This is a genomic window from Sedimentitalea sediminis (assembly GCF_042687825.1).
Lineage (GTDB): Bacteria > Pseudomonadota > Alphaproteobacteria > Rhodobacterales > Rhodobacteraceae > Sedimentitalea.
On record NZ_JBHUQE010000002.1, the window covers coordinates 237,115 to 258,755 of the forward strand.

The window sequence follows — 21,641 nt, forward strand, 5'->3', positions numbered from 1 at the left end:
GCCGGCGCCGATCTCCGGCTGTTTTTCCGTCAGTGTCTTTATGTTGTGATGCACCGTGAGGCAATCACCGGGGGCGATATGCTTAAAATATAGGCAAATGCTTTTTCTTGCGGCAGAATGCCCCCGCTAATTGTTGTCCAGCTGCGGTGCGACGGCTAAACCGGCGGAACCCGAACAAGGTTTGATCCCGTGATCCCGCAACCTCGCGACATATTACCGAACCCGCCCGTCCTGCTGGCGCCGATGGCCGGAATCACCGACAGGCCCTTTCGCGATCTGGTACAGGGCTTTGGTGCCGGGCTGGTGGTCAGCGAAATGGTTGCCAGCCAGGAGATGGTGCAGGCCAAGCCCGGCGTGCGCGAACGCGCCGAACTCAGCACCGATGTCGAGAACACCGCCGTGCAACTGGCCGGGCGCGATTCGCACTGGATGGCCGAGGCGGCCCGGCAGGTGGCGGATCGTGGCGCCGCGATCATTGACATCAACATGGGCTGCCCGGCCAAGAAGGTCACCAACGGCTATTCCGGCTCGGCGTTGCTGAAGACCCCCGATCACGCCCTGCGCCTGATCGAGGCGGTGGTGGCGGCGGTAGACGTGCCGGTCACCCTGAAGACCCGGCTGGGCTGGGATGCCGATTGCCTGAATGCCGCCGACGTGGCGCGCCGGGCCGAGGCGGCCGGGGTGCGGATGGTCACCATCCACGGCCGCACCCGCTGTCAGTTCTACAAGGGTGCTGCAGACTGGGGCGCCATTGCGGCGATCAAGCGCGCGGTCACCATCCCGGTGATCGCCAACGGCGACATACACGATACGGCCACCAGCCGCGCGGCCCTGGCGCAATCGGGCGCCGATGGCGTGATGGTGGGGCGCGGCGCGCAGGGGGTGCCCTGGCGACTGGCGCAGATCGCTCATGACATCTGGGGTGCGCCCGCCCCCCGCGTTCCGCAAGGCGACGATCTGGCGGCAATGGTCAGCGGTCATTATCAGGCGATGCTGTCCTTTTACGGCAGCGATCTGGGGCGGCGCGTCGCGCGCAAGCATCTGGGCTGGTACATGGACCATGCCGGTACACCGCCGGACCTGCGGCGGCGCATCCTGACCGAAACGGCACCCGCCGCAGTTCTTCGGCTGCTGCCCGCGGCACTGCGCCGGTCGCAGCAGGTGGCGGCATGATGTCGGATGCAGCGATCTGGGCCTCTCTGCCCGTGCCGGCCTTTCTGATCGATGCGCGGGACATCATCACCGACATCAATTCCGCCGGCGAGGGGTTTCTCAACGCGTCGGCCCGGACGGTGCTGGGGCAGCCGGTCTGGGACCAGATCGCGATCGATGCGCCGATCGAAGCCGCCTTCGACCGCGCCCGGGCCAATGGCACACCGCTGTTCGTCAACGATATCGATGTCGGCTCGGGCAACCGGGCGCCGCTGCAATGTGGGCTGCAATTCGCGCCGCTGCTGGACAGCCCGGGCACGATGATCCTGCTGATTTCGCCGCGCGAGCTGGCCGGGCGGATGACCCAGAGCCATTCGGTGAAATCCGCGGCGCAATCGGCCATCGGCATGGCCGAGATGCTGGCCCACGAGATCAAGAATCCGCTGGCCGGAATCACCGGAGCGGCGCAGCTGCTCGGCATGAACCTGCCGGCGGCTGATCTGGAGCTGACCGATCTGATCGTTGCTGAAAGCCGGCGCATCGTGAAACTGCTGGAACAGGTCGAGCAGTTCGGTAATCTGTCGGTGCCGGAACTTCGCGCCGTCAATGTGCATGATGTGCTGGACCGGGCAAGGCGCTCGGCGCTGTTGGGGTTTGGCGCGCAGATGCGGATCATCGAGGATTACGACCCGTCGCTGCCGCTGGCGCTGGGCGATCCCGACCAGTTGCTGCAGGTCATCCTGAACCTGCTCAAGAACGCCGCCGAAGCGGCCGGTCCCCAGGGCGGTACGATCCGCATGCGCAGCTATTACGAGCATTCCTTTCGTCTGCGCCGTGCCGATGGCTCTGGACAGGCCCTGCCGCTGCAGGTCGAGATCATCGATGACGGACCCGGTCTGCCCGACCGGATCCGGGCCGATGTATTCGACCCTTTCGTGTCCGGACGCGAGAATGGCACCGGGCTGGGACTGGCGCTGGTCAGCAAGATCATTTCCGATCATGGCGGGTGGATCTCGGTCACCTCTGTGCCCGGGCATACCGTGTTCCGTCTGTCGCTGGCGCGGGCGCCGAACGATCTGAAAAACGAGGAGACGTCCTGATGGATGGTACAGTTCTGGTTGCCGATGATGACCGCACGATCCGGACGGTCCTGACCCAGGCGCTGACCCGCGCCGGCTGTCGCGTGCATGCCACCAGTTCCCTGACCACGCTGATGCGCTGGGTCGCCGAGGGCAAGGGGGACGTGGTGATCAGCGACGTGATGATGCCGGACGGCAACGGGCTGGAAATGCTGCCGCGCATTGCGCAGGACCGTCCCGGTCTGCCGGTCATCGTGATTTCGGCGCAGAACACCATCATGACGGCCATCCAGGCCGCCGAAGCCGAGGCCTATGACTATTTGCCCAAACCGTTCGATCTGCCCGACCTGATGAAACGCACGGCGCGCGCGCTGGAACTGAAACGGCGCGCGCCCGCCGCCAGCGATGCGGCGTCGCAGGACCGGCCCGAAGACTTGCCCCTGGTTGGGCGCACACCGGTCATGCAGGCGCTGTACCGGCTGGTGGCGCGGGTGATGAACACCGATCTGCCGGTACTGATCTCGGGCGAAAGCGGCACCGGAAAATCGCTGATCGCGCGCGCTATCCACGATTTTTCCGATCGCCGGACCTTGCCGTTCATCACCGTGGCGGCCGCCGATCTGCAGGAACTGGAAGGCCCGGCGCGGGTGTTGGCGCGGGCCAAGGGGGGCACCGTTCTGATCGACGAGATCGCCGATGTCGATGACGAGATCCAGGCCCGCATCGTGCGGATGATGGATGCGCCGGGGGATCACATGCCGCGGTTCATGGCCACCGGCCAGGGCGATCTGGCAGCGGCGATGGAGCAGGGCCGGCTGCGTCAGGACCTTTACTATCGGCTCAGCGGCGCGGTTCTGGACGTGCCGGCGCTGCGCGAACGGGTGGACGATATCCTGTTGCTGGCAGATCATTTCCTGGCACGCAGCGAACGGGATGACGCGCCCAAACGTCTGCTGAGCGCGCAGGCCAAGGATCTGTTTCGGGCCTATAGCTGGCCGGGAAATGTGCGCCAGCTTGAGAACACGATTCGCCGTCTGGTGCTGACCAGCCGCACCGACGAGATCACCCGCAGCGAGGTCGAGGCGGTGCTGGGCAGCCAGCCCGAGATCGCGCCGGTGCTGGGCGGCGGCGAGTCCGAGAAACTGTCCGGCTCGGTGGCGCGGCACTTGCGGCGCTATTTCGATCTGCACGGAAATATGCTGCCGCCACCGGGGCTTTACAGCCGGATACTGCGAGAAGTTGAATTGCCTCTGATAGAAATCGCGCTTGAGGCGACAGGCGGCAATCAGGCGAAATGCGCCGACCTGCTGGGCATCAACCGAAATACGCTGCGCAAGAAAATCACCGATCTGGATATAGAGGTGACACGGCGCCGCAAGTTGATGTAAAAAGGCCACAGAAGCGTGGCATGCCGGTGCCAGACCCGTTCGAACCGGCGCACGACCACGACATCTGGCGGTCTGCCGCATTTGCGGCACAGCAACTATGAGGGCAGCACGTGACAGCACGGTCACAGAACAGGCCATTGCTGACATTCAACAGGTGGCGTCGCACGCGGCGGGCAAAGAATGTCGGCACGCTGGGTCTGGTGGTACTGGGGCCGTTGCTGGCGCTGGCGACCTTTATGGTCCTGGGTCCGTTCGATCAGAACGCTTCGGCACCGGCATTGCGGTTCATTCTGCTGGCGGACATGGTCTATATCCTGGTGGTCGCCACGCTGGTTCTGGCCCAGATCGTCCGTCTGATCGCCGCCCGGCGCGCCCGCTCGGCGGGATCGCGCCTGCACTTGCGGCTGACCGGCGTCTTTGCCCTTTTGGCGCTGATCCCCACGGTGATCGTCGCGGTCTTTGCCGGGCTGACGGTCAATATCGGGCTCGAAGGCTGGTTCTCGGACCGGGTGCGGCAAGTGGTCGGCACCTCGCTTTCCGCGGCCGAAGCCTATGAACTGGAACACCGTCAGAACCTGTTGCAGGACGCCAGCGCGCTGGGACGGTTTCTGGACACGGCCCGGCGGGCGACGTTTTTTCTGAACGATGCCGAGTTGCGGCAATTGCTGGGGCAGGGCCAGGCGCAGATCCAGCGCGGCCTGCGCGAGGCCTATGTCATCGACGGTACCGGCGATATCCGGGCGCGCGGCGAGGGTTCCTATCTTTTCGATTTCGAACATCCGGACCCGGACCAGATTGCGGCGGCGCGCGAAGAGGGAATGCTGATCGTTCAGGACTGGGACAACAACGAGTTCCGTGCGCTGGTGCGGCTGAACGCGTTTGTCGACCGGTTTCTCTATGTCAGCCGGGTGGTCGATGGCGAGATCCTCAGCCTGCTGGACGAAACCAAGGAAACCGCGCTGTTGTACCAGCAGCTGGAAAAGGAGCGCGGCCGGGTTCTGTTCGAATTCGGGCTGCTGTATCTCGGCTTTGCGGTGATCCTGATCCTGGCGGCGATCTGGCTGGGCCTGTGGTTCGCCGAGCGCCTCAGCCGCCCGGTCGGGCGCCTGACCACGGCGGCGCAAAAGGTCGGCAGCGGCGATCTGGACGTGCAGGTCGTCGAGGAAGAGGGCGATGACGAGATCGCCATGCTGGGCCGCTATTTCAACCAGATGACGCATCAGTTGAAGGGCCAACGCGACCGGCTGCTGGACAACACGGATCAGATCGAGCGGCGGCGGCGGATGTTTGACTCGGTTCTGTCCTCGGTCACCTCGGGGGTCGTCGGTCTGGACCCCGAGGGGCGGGTGACCTTCGTGAACCGTTCGGCCGAGCGGTTGCTGGACTGGTCCGGCGACGAACAGTCGCTGGCGCTGTCGGTGGCGGTGCCGGAGTTCGGGCCACTGTTCGAAACACTCCAGGCCGGCGATACCGAGGTCGCGCAGGGCGAGGTCAAGGTGTCGCGCCAGGGCCGGCTGGAGAACCTGCTGGTGCGCATGTCGACCCGGCGCGAGGCGGATGGCGGTCTCGAGGGCTATGTGGTGGCGTTCGACGACGTGACCGACCTGGTCAGCGCCCAGCGGATGGCGGCCTGGGGCGATGTGGCGCGGCGCATCGCGCATGAGATCAAGAACCCGCTCACGCCGATCCAGCTGAGCGCGGAACGGATCAAACGCAAATTCGCGCCTGTGCTGGGCGAGGACCGCGCCAAGCTGGAGGCGATGACCGATGTCATCGTGCGCCAGACCAACGATCTGCGCCGCATCGTCGACGAGTTTAGCAAGTTCGCCCGCATGCCGGAACCGGACCGCCGCAGCGAGGACCTGACCAAACTGGTGGCGGATGCGGTTCTGCTGCAACAGACCGGCCAGCCGGATGTGCAGATCGTGGCCGATCTGCCAGCGGTGCCGATTCTGGCCGAGGTGGACGCGACGATGATCTCCCAAGCATTGACGAATCTGATCAAGAATGCCGGAGAAGCCATTGAGACATATTGTAAAAGTGGCGTTTCTGACGAATTTCGGCCGCAGATTCGGATCGGCATGACAACGCGGCCGCTGGGCTGCGAGATCACCATCGCGGACAATGGCATCGGCCTGCCCGAGGATCGCGCCCGGCTGTTTGAACCCTATGTCACCACCCGCGACGCCGGCACCGGCCTGGGCCTGCCGATCGTCAAGAAGATCATCGAAGAACATGGCGGCACGCTGACATTGGAGGATGCGCCGGTGTTTGACGGGCAAAGTCATTTCGGCGCGATGGCCGTGATCAGGTTGGCCACGATCCAGGGCGACCCGATTTCCGACCGGACACATGCCGAGACAACCGAGGAAAAGGCAGGAACGAGATGAGCGATATTCTGATTGTGGACGACGAACGCGACATTCGCGAACTGGTTTCCGACATTCTCCAAGACGAAGGCTATGGCACGCGACTGGCCGGCAATTCCGACGATTGCATGGCGGCGATCAATGCCGAGCCTCCGGCGCTGCTGGTTCTGGATATCTGGCTCAAGGACAGCCGGATGGATGGCATCGACATCCTCAAGGCGGTGAAACGCGACAATCCCGATGTGCCGGTGGTGATCATTTCGGGTCATGGCAATATCGAGATCGCCGTCGCGGCGATCAAGCAGGGCGCCTATGACTTCATCGAGAAACCGTTCAACATCGACCAGTTGCTGGTGGTGATCCGCCGGGCCATGGAAACCTCGCGTCTACGTCGGGAAAACAGCGCGCTCAGGAACCGCGACGCGTCGGTGGCCGACATGATCGGCAACAGTGCGGCCTTTCGCGGCCTGATCGGCAATCTGGACAAGGTCACCAAATCCAATGGCCGGGTGATGCTGACCGGTCCGGCCGGGTCGGGCAAAGAGATCGCCGCGCGCTATATCCATGCGCATTCCAGTCGTGCCAATGCTCCCTTTGTCACTGTCAACTGCGCCAGCATCGAACCGGATCGCATGGAGGAGGTGCTGTTTGGCCGCGAAACCGCTGGCCGCGGTGTCGAACCGGGCCTGCTGGAACAAGCCCATGGCGGGGTGATCTATTTCGATGAGGTCGCCGACATGCCGCTCGGCACCCAGTCCAAAATCCTGCGGGTGCTGGTGGATCAGCAGTTTCAGCGGGTCGGCGGCAATGACAAGGTGCGGGTCGACCTGCGGGTGATTTCCAGTACCAACCGGAACCTCGAAGAAGAGATCCGCGCCGAACGGTTCCGCCAGGAACTGTATCATCGCCTGAACGTCGTGCCGATCGCGGTGCCGTCGCTGGAGGAGCGGCGCGAGGACATCCCCCTGTTGGCCGAGCACTTCATCCAGGCCTGCAATGCCAGCCAGGGTCTGCCGTTGCGGCCCCTGTCCGAAGAGGCGGTGGCGCTGATGCAGACAATGATATGGCCCGGCAACGTGCGCCAGCTCAAGAACCTGGTCGAGCGGGTGCTGATTCTGGGCGAGGGAACCGGTCCGATCGAGGCCCGCGAACTGCCCAATGACGAAGAGAAACAGGCCAATGATGGCCGCGTCGTGCTGTCCGGTGCGCTGGCGACCCTGCCGCTGCGCGAGGCGCGCGAAGCCTTTGAAAGGGAATATTTGCTGACGCAGATCAACCGCTTTGGCGGCAATATCAGCCGCACAGCCAGCTTTGTCGGCATGGAGCGCAGCGCTCTGCATCGCAAGCTGAAATCGCTTGGCGTCGTAACCTCGTCAAAATCCGGTGCCCGCGTGGCGCATGTCGAGGACGAGGCGACCGAACCCACCGGCTAGGCCGCGGCCGCGGCGGCTATTCGGCGGCGATGGGCGCCTGCGGCGTCACGATCTGCCAGGTTCCGTCGTCATAGGGAATGGCGCAGGACTCTTCTGTCAGGCGGGGCAGGGTACGGGTCGGCGCCGGCGGCACCGCCCGTGCCACAGCTGCCGAACAACGCGGTACGGTGACCGGCTGATAGCCCTTTTGCGCCATGCACATGTCCTGGACCCGCAGGCGCAGGTCGCGGTTCACATCCACCGTGTAAATGCCGCCATCGGCCCAGTATCCGGGCCGGTAATAGCATCCGCCACCGGTGCAATATTGCCCGCCGGGAAAATAGATCGGCGGGCGTTGCCGGATCTGGTTCGCCACAGGCGCGTCCTTGAGGGCGGCGACTTCGCAGCGGGTTGCATCCGTCTGCATCCGGCTGACCGAGGCGCCGGGTCGGTAATAGATCGACAAGGGACCGCAGGCACCCAGAAACAGTCCGGCGGCGATTATCCAATTCGCAGGCTTCATGGTTCCATTCTGCCCCGGGCCGGTGGCGGTTACAATTGAATTGACCCCCGTTTGGGCATCTGTCATGCAAAGGATCGCTGAATTCGCGGCCAGAGGGCAAGACGGCATGAAGGTCATCATTTGCGGTGCAGGTCAGGTCGGCTGGCAGATCGCGCGGCACCTGTCGGGCGAACAGAACGATGTCACCGTCGTGGACAGCAATCCCGATCTGGTGCGCCGGGCCACCGATACGCTGGACGTGCAGGGCGTCGCAGGTTTTGCCAGCTATCCCGACATTCTGGACAAGGCCGGGGCGCGGGATGCCGACATGATCATCGCCGCGACCTATTCCGACGAGGTCAACATGGTCACCTGCCAGGTGGCGCATTCGGTGTTCTCGATCCAGCGCAAGATCGCGCGCCTGCGGGCGCAATCCTATCTGACGGCGATCTATTCCGATCTCTACCGCCGCGATCACCTGCCCATCGACGTGGTGATCAGCCCCGAGCGCGAAGTGGCGGCGGCGGCGATGCAGCGCCTGTCCGCCCCTGCCGCCTTTGACACTGAAACCTTCATGAACGGCAAGGCGCAGCTGCTGGGCGTCTCGATCGAGGAAGACTGCCCGATCGTGAACACGCCGCTGCGCCAGCTGACCGACCTTTTTTCGACTCTGCGTTCGATCGTGGTCGGGGTGCGCCGCGACGGATCGCTTTTCGCCCCTGAACCCAATGACCAGTTGTTCGTCGGCGATGATTGTTACGTTTTCGCCCATGTCGACGACATCGGGCGGGTTCTCGAAGTCTTTGGCAAGACGCAGCAGAAACAGGAACGCCTGGTGATCGTCGGGGGCGGCAATGTCGGGCTGACCGTGGCGCGCACGCTGGAAACCCGTGCCGTGCGCACCCGCACCAAGATGATTGAACGCAGTCGCGCCAGCGCGGAACAGGCCGCCGAAAGGCTGGAACGCACCATTGTCCTGCACGGCGACGGGCTGGATACGGTGCTGCTGAACGAGGCCGGGATCGAACGGGCCGACGCGATGCTGGCGGTCACCGATGATGACAAGACCAACATTCTGGTGGCCGTGCGCGCCAAGGCCGAGGGCTGTCCCTATGCCATTGCGCTGATCAACGATCCGACCCTGGTGCCGCTGATGGCTCCGCTGGGGATCGATGCCTATATCAATCCGCGCGCAACCACGGTCAGTTCTATTCTGCGCCATATCCGCCATGGCCGGGTGCGCGCGGTCTATTCCGTCGGCGATGCCGAGGCCGAGGTGATCGAGGCCGAGGTGATGTCGACCTCGCCGCTGGCAGGCCAGCGCATCCGCGACATCGACTTTCCCGAGGGCGTGCTGGTCGGGGCCGTGATGCGCGACGGCGAGATCATGCGCCCGGTCGGCGGCCTGCGGATCGAGGAAAAGGACGTGATCGCCCTGTTTGCAATGGCCGACGACGTGCCCGAAGTCGAGCGGTTGATGCAGGTCTCGATCGACTTTTTCTGATCATGCAGGCCGAACAGACCAGCACCGGAATTTTCATGCGCTTGCCGATGTCCCTGCTGATCTGGGGCATCGCGGCGGCATCGATGTTCGTGCCGGCCTCTTACGCGCTGGTGCGCAACAATCACCCCGCGTCGCAATCCTTTTTCTATTCCGGGTTGCTGGGGTTGATCATCGTGACCCTGATTGCGATGTCCCTGGGCGGGCGCCGGCCGCGCTTCGGCACCCTGGGGCAATTGCTGTCCCTGCTCTTTGCCTATGCCATTCTGCCGGTCTTTCTGGCGATTCCCATGCATGAAGCATTGCAGAACACGCGGTTTCTGAACGCCTATTTCGATATGGTCAGCGCCATCACGACCACCGGAGCAGACCTGTTTGATGACCCCGGTCGTCTGTCTCCGTCGCTGCATCTGTGGCGGGCCCAGGTCGGCTGGATGGGCGGGCTGCTGATGTGGATTGCCGCCTCGGCGATCCTGGCGCCGCTGTCGCTGGGCGGGTTCGAAGTCACCGCGCGCGGTCAGCCCGGGCGCGACGCCATTGGTGCCGGCGCCATGCAGCGCGCCGAACCGCGCAAACGCCTGTTGCGCATCACCGTCGCGCTGGCGCCGATCTACGCCGGTCTGACCATGATCCTGTGGGTGCTGTTGCTGATCAGCGGCGAGGCCTCGCTGACCGCTCTGTGCCATGCCATGTCGGTGATGGCGACCTCGGGCATCTCGCCGGTCGGCGGGATGAACGGCGCCAGCGCCGGTATTGCCGGCGAAGCCCTGCTGTTCCTGTTCATGTTCTTTGCCCTGTCGCGCCTGACGTTTTCCAGCGACACCTCGATGGTCAGCGCCGCGCGGCTGGACCGCGACCCCGAGTTCCGCACCGCGCTCTTGCTGATCGTCGGTCTGCCGTCATTGCTGTTCCTGCGTCACTGGCTGGCCTCGCTCGAGGTCGGGGCCGGAGAGAGCTTTGTGCAGGCTCTGCATGCCTTTTGGGGGGCGATGTTCACCGTGATGTCGTTTCTCACCACCACCGGTTTTGAAAGCGCGGATTGGGACGAGGCCCAGCAATGGTCCGGTCTGGGCACGCCGGGTCTGATCCTGATGGGGCTGGCGGTGATCGGCGGCGGCGTCGCCACCACCGCCGGCGGGGTCAAGCTGCTCAGGGTCTATGCGCTGTATCTGAACGGGCTGCGCGAGATGCAGCGCCTGGTGCATCCCTCCTCGGTCAGCAGCATCAAGGGCAGCCAGCGCATCCAGCGCGATGGCGCCTTTATCGCCTGGGTGTTCTTCATGCTGTTTGCCATGTCTCTGGCGATGATCAGCTTGGCCCTGGCCGCGCTTGGGGTATCGTTTGACCATGCCATCGTGCTGAGCATCGCCAGCCTGTCCACCACCGGCCCTGTCATCCATGTGGCGGCCGAAACCCCGATCCGGCTGGTCGAACTGAGCGATGCGGCCAAGACCGTTCTATGCGCGGCCATGGTACTGGGCCGTCTGGAAACGCTGGCCATCATCGCGCTGTTCACGCCGGATCTCTGGCGCAATCGGTGAGCAGGTGCAAACAAGCATCCGTAAGGAACGTTTTTGGGTGGAAGTTCTTGGCGCGGCGCGACATACTTGTGCATCAGGGGCGTAGCAAAGCACATTAATTGGCAAGAACAACGGTGAGAATTTGAAATAATGGCATCTGACAGACAGAATCTTCAGGACGCATTTCTGAACCACGTCCGCAAGACCAAGGTCCCGGTCACGATCTTTTTGATCAATGGCGTGAAATTGCAGGGTGTCATAACCTGGTTCGACAACTTCTGTGTGCTGTTGCGCCGCGATGGTCAGTCCCAGCTTGTGTACAAACATGCGATTTCGACCATCATGCCGTCGCAGCCGATTAACCTGTACGAGGGCGAAGACGCCACTTGATGGAGCATGACCAGCGCCGCACCCGTGCCTGGGTGCTGCATCCCGATATCAAATCGGATCCTGATCGCCGTCCGGCCGAGCCGGCCTTGCAGGAGGCCGTTGCCCTGGCTGCGGCTTTGCCGGATCTCGAGGTCATCGACGCGCAAACTGTGCGTCTGCCGCGCCCGCATGCCGGCATGCTGTTCGGTTCGGGCAAGATCGATGAACTGGCCGAACTGTTCCGCGCGAATGAGGTCGAACTGGTTCTGATCGACGGACAGGTCAGCCCGGTGCAGCAGCGCAATCTGGAAAAGGCCTGGAACGTCAAGCTGCTGGACCGGACCGGCCTGATCCTGGAGATATTCTCGGATCGCGCGCGCACCCGCGAGGGTGTGCTGCAGGTCGAGATGGCGGCGCTGTCCTATCAGCGCACCCGGCTGGTGCGGGCCTGGACCCACCTGGAGCGCCAGCGCGGCGGGCTGGGTTTTGTCGGCGGTCCCGGCGAAACCCAGATCGAGGCCGACCGGCGTGCCATCGACGAACAACTGGTGCGGCTGCGCCGGCAGCTGGACAAGGTGGTCAAGACCCGCACGCTGCACCGCGCCGCGCGGGCCAAGGTGCCCTATCCGATCGTCGCGCTGGTGGGCTATACCAATGCCGGAAAGTCCACGTTGTTCAATCGCCTGACCGGGGCCGAGGTCATGGCCAAGGACATGCTGTTCGCGACACTGGACCCGACGATGCGGCGGGTGCAGCTGCCCGACGGCCCCGAGGTGATCCTGTCGGACACGGTGGGGTTTATCAGCGATCTGCCGACCGAACTGGTGGCGGCGTTTCGCGCCACGCTCGAAGAAGTGCTGGGGGCCGATCTGATCGTGCATGTGCGCGATATCAGCCATGCCGACACCGAGGCCCAGGCCCGCGATGTCGCGGCGATCCTGACCGCTCTGGGAGTCGGTGAGGACCGGCCGCAGCTGCAGGTTTGGAACAAGCTCGACCTGCTGGACGCCGAGGCACGGCAGGCCATGCTGGCGCGCGCCGCGCGCGACGAGGCGGTCTTTGCCATATCGGCGCTGTCCGGGGACGGTATCGCCGATCTGCTGGCCGCCGTCGCCGAGACGCTGCAGGGCGTGCGGTCCGAGGCGCAGTTGCATCTGGGTTTTTCCGAGGGCAAACGCCGGGCCTGGCTGTTCCAGCAGGATCTGGTGCAGTCCGAAGTCCAGACCGAGGACGGGTTTGACATTACCGTTCTCTGGACGCCGAAACAGCACGCCCAGTACGACGCGCTATAGGCGCTCCGGGAACGGGAAAAGGGGCAAATCCGGCTCAGCCTTTGGCCTCTGGGGCGGCATTGCGCCGGATCGCGTGGCCGGTGGCCAGCGGCCCGATCAGTTCGAACACAACGGTCGCCCCGATGGTCAGAGCCATGATGAACGGGCCATGTTCGGGCAGGTATTCCGCGGCGATGAGAGCCATGCCGATCGCCACCCCGGCCTGGGGCAGCAGCGCAGGGCCGAACCAGGGGCGCTGATCGGGCGCAACGCGGGCCAGCGTGCCGCCCAGCCAGCCGCCCAGTATCCGGGCCAGACTGCGCAGCACCACATAGGCGGCGCCAAAGGGACCGATGGACAGCAGCGCCCCCAGATCCAGCGTCGCCCCGGCGAGCAGGAAAAAGATCACCATGAACGGCCATTGGATATACTCGATCTCGTGGAAGGCCTTGGTATGGTGGCGCGCCAGGTTGACGATAATCGCGCCCACGGTCATGCCGCTGATCAGATAGGACAGGTCCAGCCATATCGACAGGCCGGCGGTCAGAAAGACCAGCCCCAGCGCCTCGATGCGCAGTGGCTCGCCGTCTGACAGGCGTCCGGTCAGATAGGCTGCGGGCAGACCGATCACCAGCCCCAGTGCCAGCGAGCCCAGGATTTCTTTGACGGTCTTGATGAGAATGCCGTTATCGGTGCCGTTGCCCAGCCAGATCTGCACCAGCACCATCACCAGACTGAATGCGATCAGCCCCCAGGCATCGTCGATGGCCACGATGCCCTTGAGGGTGCGGGTGAAGCCGTTGTCGATACCGGTTTCGCGCAGCACGTCGTAGGTTGCCGCCGGATCGGTCGCGGTCGCGATCGCCCCCAGCACCAAAGCAGCGGCCAGCGGCAGTCCCAACGCCGCCAGCCCCAGCGACACGACGGCCAGTGTCACCGCAATCACCGCCAGCGAGATCAGCAGGATGGCCGCGCCATGGGCGCGCAGGGTTTTCAGCGACAGCGCGCTGCCCAGCAGAAAGGCCAGCATGCTCAGCGCGATGATCGAAACCAGCGGGTAAAGGTCCGAGATCATCGTCGGAATCAGGTCCAGCCCGGCGCTGCCGGCGGCCAGCCCGCAACCCAACAGCAGCGTCACACGGGGCAGGCGGGTGCGGCGGCCGGCCTGGTCGGCGACCAGACCCAGCAGAAACAGGGCGCCCAATGCGATCAATCCGATGGCGGTGTCATGCATCGGCTCAGTTCCCCGCCGGGATCAGCTGTGTGACGCCAACTGCGGCAGCCCGCGCCAGCCCCTGATCCAGCGACATGGGAATGTACTCGCCGCGCCGCCAGAGTTGCGCCAGATCGTCATAGTGGCGTGACAGGAAATGCCCGGATTGACCGGTCGAGGTCACAAAGACCGAACTATCCGGGTCGGCGAAATCATAGACCCCGCGATAGCCGGCGCCATGAATGTTGTCGAACGGCGCCGGATCCTGGCCCGAGGTCATGCCGCGCATCAGTGTGTTGTCGCCGCCGCTGGTGGACTGATGGATGTTGACGAAATAGCGCAGCACCGGAACATCCCCCAGAACCGGATGATCGTGGCGGGCCTGGTGGGCATCGCCCCAGCGCAGGCTTTCCAGCGCTGTACCATAGGTTTCGCCGATCCAGATCAGTGCATCGTCCAGGGCCAGCCGGGCCATGTCGGTGCAGGTTTCGACCGGCGCGCTCTGGCGCACGTCGCACCAGATGCTGGCCCCGTCGATATCGCGGTAGACACGTTCGATGAACAGCGGTTCGACATGGGTGAATTCATCCGCCAGCGGCCCCAGATCGTCGCGGATCAGCCGATCCTGCAGGGCACGCAGCCAGGCGGCATAGATCAGCGGTTCGGGCAGGTGTTCATTCATCTCTCCGTTCCAGTCGGCCAGCAGCGACAGGGCGATCTGGCGCTGGCGCTCGGGAGTGCCTTCGGGGGCGGATTCGCCGGTGAACCACAGATCGGCACCGATCAGCGGCAGCAGCGAACGGGCCGTAAAGCTGACGGGATCAAGCTGTGCCTCGATAAAGCTGTCACGGGTATGGACCTGCCGGGACTGCATCAGCTTGCGCCAGCGGTTCACCCGCTGCGTGTCGCCCCAGGAAAACGCGACATGGTCTGGAAAGGGCCGGTCCACCAGCTTGTTGTTGGTATTGCCCAGAATGCCGCCATCGGGGGCGACGAATTCGGGATTGTCCGCGTAGTCGGCGCGGCCCTGCCAGCGGTTTTCGGGCCGCCAGCCCTGCGCGGGCATCCGCCCCTGGCTCTGGTGGCGGGGATCGCGACGGGGCACCGCGCCGATCAGCTTCAGTGCAATGGTGTCCTGATCGACCAGCGACAGGTTTTGCGGCGGCGCCACGAACCCGGCGCCGATCTCGATCGCCTCTTGCACCGATTTTGCCCCCATCAGCGCGATCGCCGCTGACAGCGATGTGTCGTTCGGACTCAGCGCGGTCCAACTCAGCGACGCGACATGGCCTGGCGGCGTGACCTGGCCCAGACCGTAATGGCTGCCCGGCAGGACCGGGCCGTTTTCGGTCCAGCGCAGGGTCAGGGTAATCGGCGTTGCGTCCTTGATCTCGATGATCGAGGCGCGCCTTTCAAAGGCCTTGTAGCCATCGGGCGTCAGGTATTCCTCGGGATTGTCCGGGTTCAGCTGTTCGATAAACACGTCCTGATCGTCGACATGGGGCGACGTCAGCCCCCAGCCCAGGTCGGCGCTGCGCCCGGTCAGCACCACTGGCAGACCGGGAATGGTGCCGCCGATGACGCCGCCGCTGGCCAGTTCCAGCCGCGCCAGATACCAGATCGACGGGGCCGAGAGGCCCAGATGCGGATCGTTTGCCAACAAGGTGCCGCCAGCGGCCGACCGCGACGGTGCCGCTGTCCAGGCGTTGCTGGCACCGGCCAGGCCGAGCCTGGGAAAGGGCGAAAGGGGATCGTCGCGCATCATTGGCCCGGTCATGGCCGCCTGGCGGGGCAGGCGGGGCACCAGGCTGGCATATTCCGGCAGCGCCGCGATACCGGGACCGGGGGCGTCGGGCAGGATATCAACCAGTCGCGCCTGATCCTCCAGTTGCAGCGACACGCGGGCCCGCAGCACTTCGCCGGGCAGCTGATCGGTCAGGCGCAAGGCCATCAGCTTGATGATCACGATGGAATCCGCCGGCGACCAGGGGGCCACCGGGGCGTTGAACAGGAACATTTCCGGGGCGCCGCGTCCCAACGCTTTTTGGTTGATTTCGGCCAGCCGGGCATTGACCCCGGCGGCATAGGCGGTCAGCGCCTGTTGCGCCGGCGCGTCCTGTACCTGGACCGACCGCGCGGCCAGCCGATACAGATCGAGCCGGCGCAGCAGCTTGTCGATAGGAACCGTGCGCGCGCCGAAAATCTCGGACAGCCGGCCCTGCGCGGTGCGCCGCAGCATGGTCATCTGCCACAGCCGGTCCTGAGCATGGGCATAGCCCAGGGCAAAGAACACGTCCGCGTCGGTTTCGCCAAGGATATGCGGCACGTTGGCATTGTCGCGCACGATCTCGACCGGCGCGCTCAGCCCCTGGACCCGCACAGTCTGATCGTAATCCGGCAGCGATTGGCTGGCCAGGTAATAGACAAGCCCGACAGCCAGCACGATTAGCGCGATCAGCCCGACGGCAAATCGCAGCAACCAACGAAACACGATACCCATACTGGCCCTCTGTTTGCGCCGTGAAAGTTTCCGGGCAATTGATGATTTTTTCCGGCGGGAATGCCTGCTACCAAGACCTCCAGTCTATTTTATGCGCGCGCGGAGGGAAAGCACATGGCGAAACTGGCGTTTTTGGGTCTTGGGGTCATGGGATATCCAATGGCTGGGCACTTGCAGGCCGCCGGGCATGACGTGACGGTCTATAATCGCACCGGGGCCAGGGCCCGCGACTGGGTGGCACAGCATGGCGGCGAGCATGCCGCAACACCGCGTGCCGCAGCCGAGAACGCGGAATTCGTGATGGCCTGTGTCGGCAATGACGATGATCTGCGCAGCGTCTGTCTGGGAGAGGACGGCGCCTTTGCCGGAATGCCGGACGGAGCGGTTTTCGTCGACCACACCACGGTGTCGGCCAAGGTCACGCGCGAGCTGTACCAGGCGGCTGACAAGGCCCGGATCAGTTTCGTCGACGCGCCGATCTCGGGCGGGCAGGCCGGTGCCGAGAACGGCGTTCTTTCGGTCATGTGCGGGGGCGATTCCGGCGCCTATGAGCGCGCCGAGCCGATCATCGCAACCTATGCCCGCATCTGCCGCCGCATCGGCGACAGCGGCGCCGGGCAGATGACCAAGATGTGTAACCAGATCGCCATTGCCGGGCTGGTCCAGGGTCTGTCCGAAGCGCTGCATTTCGCCGAAAAGGCCGGTCTGGACGGGCGCGCGGTGGTCGAGGTGATCAGCCAGGGGGCGGCGGGCAGCTGGCAGATGCAGAACCGCTATGAGACCATGCTGGACGATCATTTTGAACACGGGTTCGCGGTGGACTGGATGCGCAAGGACCTGGGTATCTGCCTGGACACTGCCGACGAGACCGGCGCCAGCCTGCCGGTAACCGCGCTGGTCGATCAGTTCTACAAGGACGTGCAAAAGCTGGGCGGCGGGCGCTGGGACACCTCAAGCCTGTTCAAGCGTCTGCGCGCGATGGGCTGAGGGCGGCCCCGGGCAAAGGATCGTCGAAATTACCCTGAACCAAGAGGGCCCGCGTCGCAGCGCGGGCCGTTACCCCGGAGGCAGCCGGGCGATCAGGGAATGATGCGGGTGTATTTCGCGCCTTCCAGCGAGGCCCCGGCATACAGGCCGGCCTGTCCGAAGATCGCCGCCAGGATCGGTGCGCGCAGGGTGTTGGTGTCTGCCGAGACCGAGTCACCGCGATCGGTCAGCACATAGTCGAGATCGGCACCGGCGGTCCATCCGTTCGAGCGCCGGAATCCTTCGAGCGCGTCATTGGTCATGAAGAACAACACATGTGCATATTGTTTGGCGCCGATCTGAAAGCCTGCGCTGGCCTTGGTGTTCGAGTAATAATCCACCGTGACGCCGTTGACGCGCAGCGCGCCCCGGCCATAACCGCCGCCAAAGCCGAACCCGGCCTCGGTGACCAGCGGCATCACCAGCATGCCGGTGGATTTGCCGGCCAGATCGACGGTGTTGGGGAACTGGCTGTACATCTGGTTCAGCGTGGCATCCACGCGGGCGTCGATGGTCGCCGCGCCGGCACTGCCGACGCCGTTGCCGCAGGCGGCGGTCACGGTCAGACCGGCCAGGGCATATAGGGTGAATCCGCGCCGGCTCAGCGGGCGGGACATGGGTCTGTTCGTCATGCTGCTCATGTGATTGTCTGCCTGTAAATTGCGCCTGATATGGCCGTTTTGACCGGCCTTGCCACAATATATACGCCTGAAATGGCGCAGTGTCACGCGGCAAGCGGCGCGATTGGGCGACAAATTGCTGGGCAATCCGCCCGGGTCGCGCAAATTCACGGCCCGGTTGTGCGTTACAGCAGAAAGTCTCCGGCGTCCGGTGTCAGCAGCCCGGCCAGATCGATGCGCAGGTCGGCCACCGCGTCGCCGCCGATATCGACCAATACCCGGGTTTCGCCCGCCACCTGGCGCAGAATCAGGCTGGGGCCGCTGCCGGTAAAGCCGGCAAACCCGCGAAAGACGATGGACGGCCCGGTCAGCCCCGACAGGTCGATCTGGTCGATGCCGGTCTGAAAATCCAGGATCGTGTCCGGTGCCCCCGAGGTCGGGCTGTCCGAGACTTGCTCGAAACAGAAAATGTCGGCGCCGGCCTCTCCGGTCAACCGGTCCAGTCCACCGCCCCCGATCAGCAGATCCTCGCCGCCACCGCCCAATATCCGGTCGTCGCCGCCCCCGCCCAGCAGCCGGTCAGCACCGCCGCCGCCCTTGAGCGTGTCGTTGCCATTGTTGCCGAACATCCGGTCGTTGCCATTGCCGGCGATCAGCCGGTCGATGCCCGCGCCGCCGCGCAGCACGTCCTTGCCGCCCTGACCCAGCAACGTGTCGTCGCCGCCCAGTCCCAGCAGGGTGTCCAGACCGTTGCCGCCTGAAAGCCGGTTGTCGGCCTGATTGCCCGACAGGCTGTCATCGCCCGACCCGCCGATCGCGTTCTCGATCAGCGACCGGCTGTCGCCCTGATATTGCAGCGCATTGTAGATATTGCCGCTGGCGTAGATGCCCGACCCCAGCCGCGCCAGTTGGGCCGAGCCGAAAGACGAGGATTCGCCCGGCGCCAGATCGATGTCCAGATCGGCGGAATAGGCGCTGAGATCGTAGGTGTCGGTGCCGCCGCCATCCCAGATCGTGGCAAAGATGCGATTGCCGCCGGGCGCGATGCCGACCCCGCCATTGACCAGGGTCTGACCCGATCCCGGGGCCCAGGCATAGACCGTGTCGCCGCTGTTGACGGTGAAATTGGCGCCATACATGTATTGCAGCGCCGCGATGTCCTGCATCATCCAGCTTTGCGAATAACCCCAGGTCTCGTTCGTGTAGGGACCGGCCGACGCATTCTGATAGGGCCGGTAGGTCATCGCGGAATATTCCATTGCGTCATAGGCCGCGGGCAGGCTGCCAAAGGTGCTGGAATCGTGGCCGTGTTCCAGCCCCAGCGCATGGCCAAGTTCGTGCGTCACCGCGTGGCCGGCATAGCCGCCCGGGGTCGGCGTGGTATAGTCTTGGCTGACCGTGCTGAACCAGACATCGCCCCCGGCGCGCCCGGTCGAAGGATAATAGCCCCAGGCGGTGCCATAGCTGTACGGATCGGCGCTGGTCTGGGCGACGCGAATATGCGGGGTGGCCGAGCTGTTCTCGACAATGTTCAGAGCGGTAAACCCCTCGACCGAAAAGCCGTCATCGGCGGCGATACCGGCCTGCACATCCAGCGACAGGCGCACCAGGTCGGTCATCGCTGCGGTGGCCTGCAGGAATCCCAGATGTTCGTCCGAGGCATAGCCCGCCCCATAGACCGAGGAACTGCCAGGTGCATTGAAATAGAGCGTGGCATCGTTCCAGATCCGGTCCGAGAGAATGCCGTCGATTCGCGCGTTTCCAGACGCACTGATTAATATCGTGGACTTTCCCGTTCCGCTCATTGGGGTAACCTCCCATATACATTCATACCGTCACAGTGATGCGGTCGGGATACGCGCCGCACCGCGCAGCCGGGCCAGAAAGAATCCGGTCGCCAGCCGCCATTCGCCCGGTCTGTTTCCGGCCGTATAAAACCGACGCGACCCGGGACCGGGCATCCCGTGATGCCAGCAAAAGGTTAACAAAAATCGTCCGTCAGGCAAACCCGGCATGTGTCGCGCGTAAAACCGGCGGCGCGCGGTGCCGGCCGGCTAGCCGCGCAACAGCCGTGCGGCGTCCGGAGCGAAATAGGTCAGAATGCCGTCACAGCCGGCGCGTTTGAATGCCAGCAGGCTTTCCATCATCACCCGGTCGCCGTCGATCCAGCCCTGTTGCGCCGCCGCCCGGATCATCGCGTATTCGCCGCTGACCTGATAGGCGAAGGTCGGCGCGCCAAAGGTGTCCTTGACCTGCCGGCAGATGTCCAGATAGGGCAAGCCGGGCTTGACCATCACCATGTCCGCACCTTCGCGCAGGTCGCGTTCGATCAGGCGCAGCGCCTCGCGGGCATTGGCCGGGTCCATCTGATAAGTCTTCTTGTCACCGGTCAGCGCCGCGCTGGCGCCGACCGCGTCGCGGAACGGTCCGTAAAAGGCGCTGGCGTATTTCGCGGCATAGCTCAGGATCATCACGTTCTGGTGGCCGGCCTCTTCCAGGGCGCGGCGCATCGCGCCGATACGCCCGTCCATCATGTCGCTTGGTCCGATGATGTCGGCCCCGGCCTCGGCCTGCGCCAGGGTCATCTTGACCAGCGCCTCGACGGTGGGGTCGTTGACGATTTCGCCGTCCACGACAAAGCCGTCATGGCCGTGAATATTGTAGGTATCCAGCGCCACGTCGGTCATGATGGCCAGGTCCGGCACCGCGGCCTTGATGGCGCGGATGGCGCGGTTGGCGTTGTTCTCGGGGTCCCAGGCTCCGGCGCAATCCTCGGTGCGTTCCTCCAGCGCGGTGTAGGGAAAGATGCAGATCGCCGGAATGCCCAGGTCGGCGGCCTCGCGCGCCGCCTCGACCAGCTTGTCGACGCTGCGCCGCATCACGCCGGGCATCGAGGGCACCGGTTCCTCGATCCCGGTGCCGCTGCGCACGAAGACCGGCCAGATCAGATCGTCGACCGTCAGCACGTTCTGCCGCACCAGTCCGCGGATCGCGGGCGACTGGCGGGTGCGCCGCAAGCGCGTCGCGGGAAAGGGGGCAACCGTGGGTTTCATCGCAGGGGCTCCTTGAACAATCCGCCATTGGGTGGCATGGAAAACCGGCCTCTTCAAGGGCATCGCGGGGAATGATCCGGCGAGAGATCGGAAACGCCGACGGAAAAGGGCAGAACGTTTGAATTGGTACAATTCTGTTTTCGAGCTGATCGACATGCGGTCCTTCTCGAACCTGTGGTACTGGATTGCCCTGGCCGTGGCCTGGTCCTCGGCCAGCCATTGGGTGCTGGGCGTGCCCTATGACATGGTGCTGCGCGCCCGGCGGGTTGGCGGACAGGCCGAGATCGACCTCGAGGACATGATCCGCATCAACGTCAACCGGCTGCTTTATATCGGCCGGGTGTCCGGCCTGTGGCTGCTGGGGATCAGCTGTTTCCTGCTGTCCAGCCTGTTCGTGCTGGCGATCTGGTACGGCATCGAGTTCGCTCAGGCGCTGTTGCTGCTGGCCTTTCCGCTGTCGATCGTCGGCGCGCTCAGCCTGTCCACCGCGAAGCTGATCGAGACCGAAGGCGCGACCGGGGAACTGCTGCACAAGCGGCTGGCGCGGCACCGCCTGTTCACCCAGATGATCGGCACGGCTTCGATCTTTGTCACCGCCCTGTGGGGCATGTATCAGAACCTGACCATCGGCGTTCTGGGCGGCTGAGCCCGATGCCACATTCAGAC

General features: G+C 64.4%; 17 protein-coding genes. 11 read left to right on the forward strand and 6 right to left on the reverse strand.

The window, feature by feature from the left end; translation table 11 throughout:
• Positions 1 to 189 precede the first annotated feature (189 nt).
• From dusB to ntrX, 5 genes are all read left to right on the forward strand, one after another.
• Entirely contained in the window at positions 190 to 1,173 is a 984-nt protein-coding gene (gene dusB / locus ACFMPD_RS02900; RefSeq protein ID WP_380991609.1) for a tRNA dihydrouridine synthase DusB, read from the forward strand.
• Positions 1,170 to 2,252: a two-component system sensor histidine kinase NtrB gene (locus ACFMPD_RS02905; RefSeq protein WP_380991611.1), complete on the forward strand. Its 1,083-nt coding sequence runs from the start codon at positions 1,170 to 1,172 to the stop codon at positions 2,250 to 2,252. Before dusB ends, ACFMPD_RS02905 begins: the two co-directional genes overlap by 4 nt.
• On the forward strand, positions 2,252 to 3,619 hold the full coding sequence (locus tag ACFMPD_RS02910; RefSeq protein WP_380991613.1) for a response regulator: 1,368 nt from the start codon (positions 2,252 to 2,254) through the stop codon (positions 3,617 to 3,619). Before ACFMPD_RS02905 ends, ACFMPD_RS02910 begins: the two co-directional genes overlap by 1 nt.
• Positions 3,620 to 3,729: 110 nt before the next feature.
• Positions 3,730 to 6,009, forward strand: a complete 2,280-nt coding sequence (locus ACFMPD_RS02915; RefSeq protein WP_380991615.1) for a sensor histidine kinase NtrY-like — start codon at positions 3,730 to 3,732, stop codon at positions 6,007 to 6,009.
• Complete coding sequence (gene ntrX, locus ACFMPD_RS02920; RefSeq protein ID WP_380991617.1) at positions 6,006 to 7,421, forward strand: nitrogen assimilation response regulator NtrX; 1,416 nt, start codon at positions 6,006 to 6,008, stop codon at positions 7,419 to 7,421. The genes ACFMPD_RS02915 and ntrX overlap by 4 nt, the downstream gene beginning before the upstream one ends.
• Positions 7,422 to 7,437: 16 nt before the next feature.
• On the opposite strand, the gene ACFMPD_RS02925 is transcribed toward ntrX, so the two are convergent.
• Complete coding sequence (locus tag ACFMPD_RS02925; protein WP_380991619.1) at positions 7,438 to 7,923, reverse strand: hypothetical protein; 486 nt, start codon at positions 7,921 to 7,923, stop codon at positions 7,438 to 7,440.
• A 106-nt stretch (positions 7,924 to 8,029) separates the two neighbouring features.
• Here ACFMPD_RS02925 and trkA point away from each other — a divergent pair, with 106 nt between their 5' ends.
• From trkA to hflX, 4 genes are all read left to right on the forward strand, one after another.
• A complete protein-coding gene (gene trkA / locus ACFMPD_RS02930) occupies positions 8,030 to 9,406 on the forward strand; it encodes a Trk system potassium transporter TrkA (RefSeq protein ID WP_380991621.1) in 1,377 nt (458 codons plus the stop codon).
• A gap of 2 nt (positions 9,407 to 9,408) precedes the next feature.
• On the forward strand, positions 9,409 to 10,944 hold the full coding sequence (locus tag ACFMPD_RS02935) for a TrkH family potassium uptake protein (RefSeq protein WP_380991623.1): 1,536 nt from the start codon (positions 9,409 to 9,411) through the stop codon (positions 10,942 to 10,944).
• Between the two features lie 129 nt (positions 10,945 to 11,073).
• Entirely contained in the window at positions 11,074 to 11,313 is a 240-nt protein-coding gene (gene hfq / locus ACFMPD_RS02940; RefSeq protein ID WP_284484793.1) for an RNA chaperone Hfq, read from the forward strand.
• Positions 11,313 to 12,584 carry a GTPase HflX gene (gene hflX, locus ACFMPD_RS02945; RefSeq protein WP_380991626.1) on the forward strand — a complete coding sequence of 424 codons (1,272 nt, stop codon included), beginning with the start codon at positions 11,313 to 11,315 and terminating at the stop codon, positions 12,582 to 12,584. The genes hfq and hflX overlap by 1 nt, the downstream gene beginning before the upstream one ends.
• A gap of 34 nt (positions 12,585 to 12,618) precedes the next feature.
• Here hflX and ACFMPD_RS02950 read toward each other — a convergent pair whose 3' ends face one another.
• Both ACFMPD_RS02950 and ACFMPD_RS02955 read right to left on the reverse strand, forming a co-directional pair.
• A complete protein-coding gene (locus ACFMPD_RS02950) occupies positions 12,619 to 13,797 on the reverse strand; it encodes a cation:proton antiporter (protein ID WP_380991628.1) in 1,179 nt (392 codons plus the stop codon).
• Positions 13,798 to 13,801: 4 nt separating this feature from the next.
• Complete coding sequence (locus ACFMPD_RS02955; protein ID WP_380991630.1) at positions 13,802 to 16,276, reverse strand: penicillin acylase family protein; 2,475 nt, start codon at positions 16,274 to 16,276, stop codon at positions 13,802 to 13,804.
• A 114-nt stretch (positions 16,277 to 16,390) separates the two neighbouring features.
• Between ACFMPD_RS02955 and ACFMPD_RS02960 the strand changes: the two genes are divergently transcribed.
• Entirely contained in the window at positions 16,391 to 17,263 is an 873-nt protein-coding gene (locus tag ACFMPD_RS02960; protein ID WP_380991632.1) for an NAD(P)-dependent oxidoreductase, read from the forward strand.
• A 92-nt stretch (positions 17,264 to 17,355) separates the two neighbouring features.
• On the opposite strand, the gene ACFMPD_RS02965 is transcribed toward ACFMPD_RS02960, so the two are convergent.
• The 3 genes from ACFMPD_RS02965 to hemB all read right to left on the reverse strand — a co-directional run bounded on the left by ACFMPD_RS02965 (position 17,356) and on the right by hemB (position 20,975).
• The gene (locus ACFMPD_RS02965; RefSeq protein WP_380991634.1) at positions 17,356 to 17,934 is read right to left on the reverse strand and encodes a lipid-binding SYLF domain-containing protein; all 579 of its coding nucleotides are present in this window, start codon (positions 17,932 to 17,934) and stop codon (positions 17,356 to 17,358) included.
• A 173-nt stretch (positions 17,935 to 18,107) separates the two neighbouring features.
• Positions 18,108 to 19,727 (reverse strand): M10 family metallopeptidase C-terminal domain-containing protein, encoded by a 1,620-nt coding sequence (locus tag ACFMPD_RS02970; protein ID WP_380991636.1) that lies wholly within the window; start codon positions 19,725 to 19,727, stop codon positions 18,108 to 18,110.
• Between the two features lie 249 nt (positions 19,728 to 19,976).
• Entirely contained in the window at positions 19,977 to 20,975 is a 999-nt protein-coding gene (gene hemB / locus ACFMPD_RS02975; protein WP_380991638.1) for a porphobilinogen synthase, read from the reverse strand.
• 154 nt (positions 20,976 to 21,129) lie between these two features.
• Between hemB and ACFMPD_RS02980 the strand changes: the two genes are divergently transcribed.
• Complete coding sequence (locus ACFMPD_RS02980) at positions 21,130 to 21,621, forward strand: component of SufBCD complex (protein ID WP_380991640.1); 492 nt, start codon at positions 21,130 to 21,132, stop codon at positions 21,619 to 21,621.
• The last annotated feature ends 20 nt before the right edge of the window (positions 21,622 to 21,641 follow it).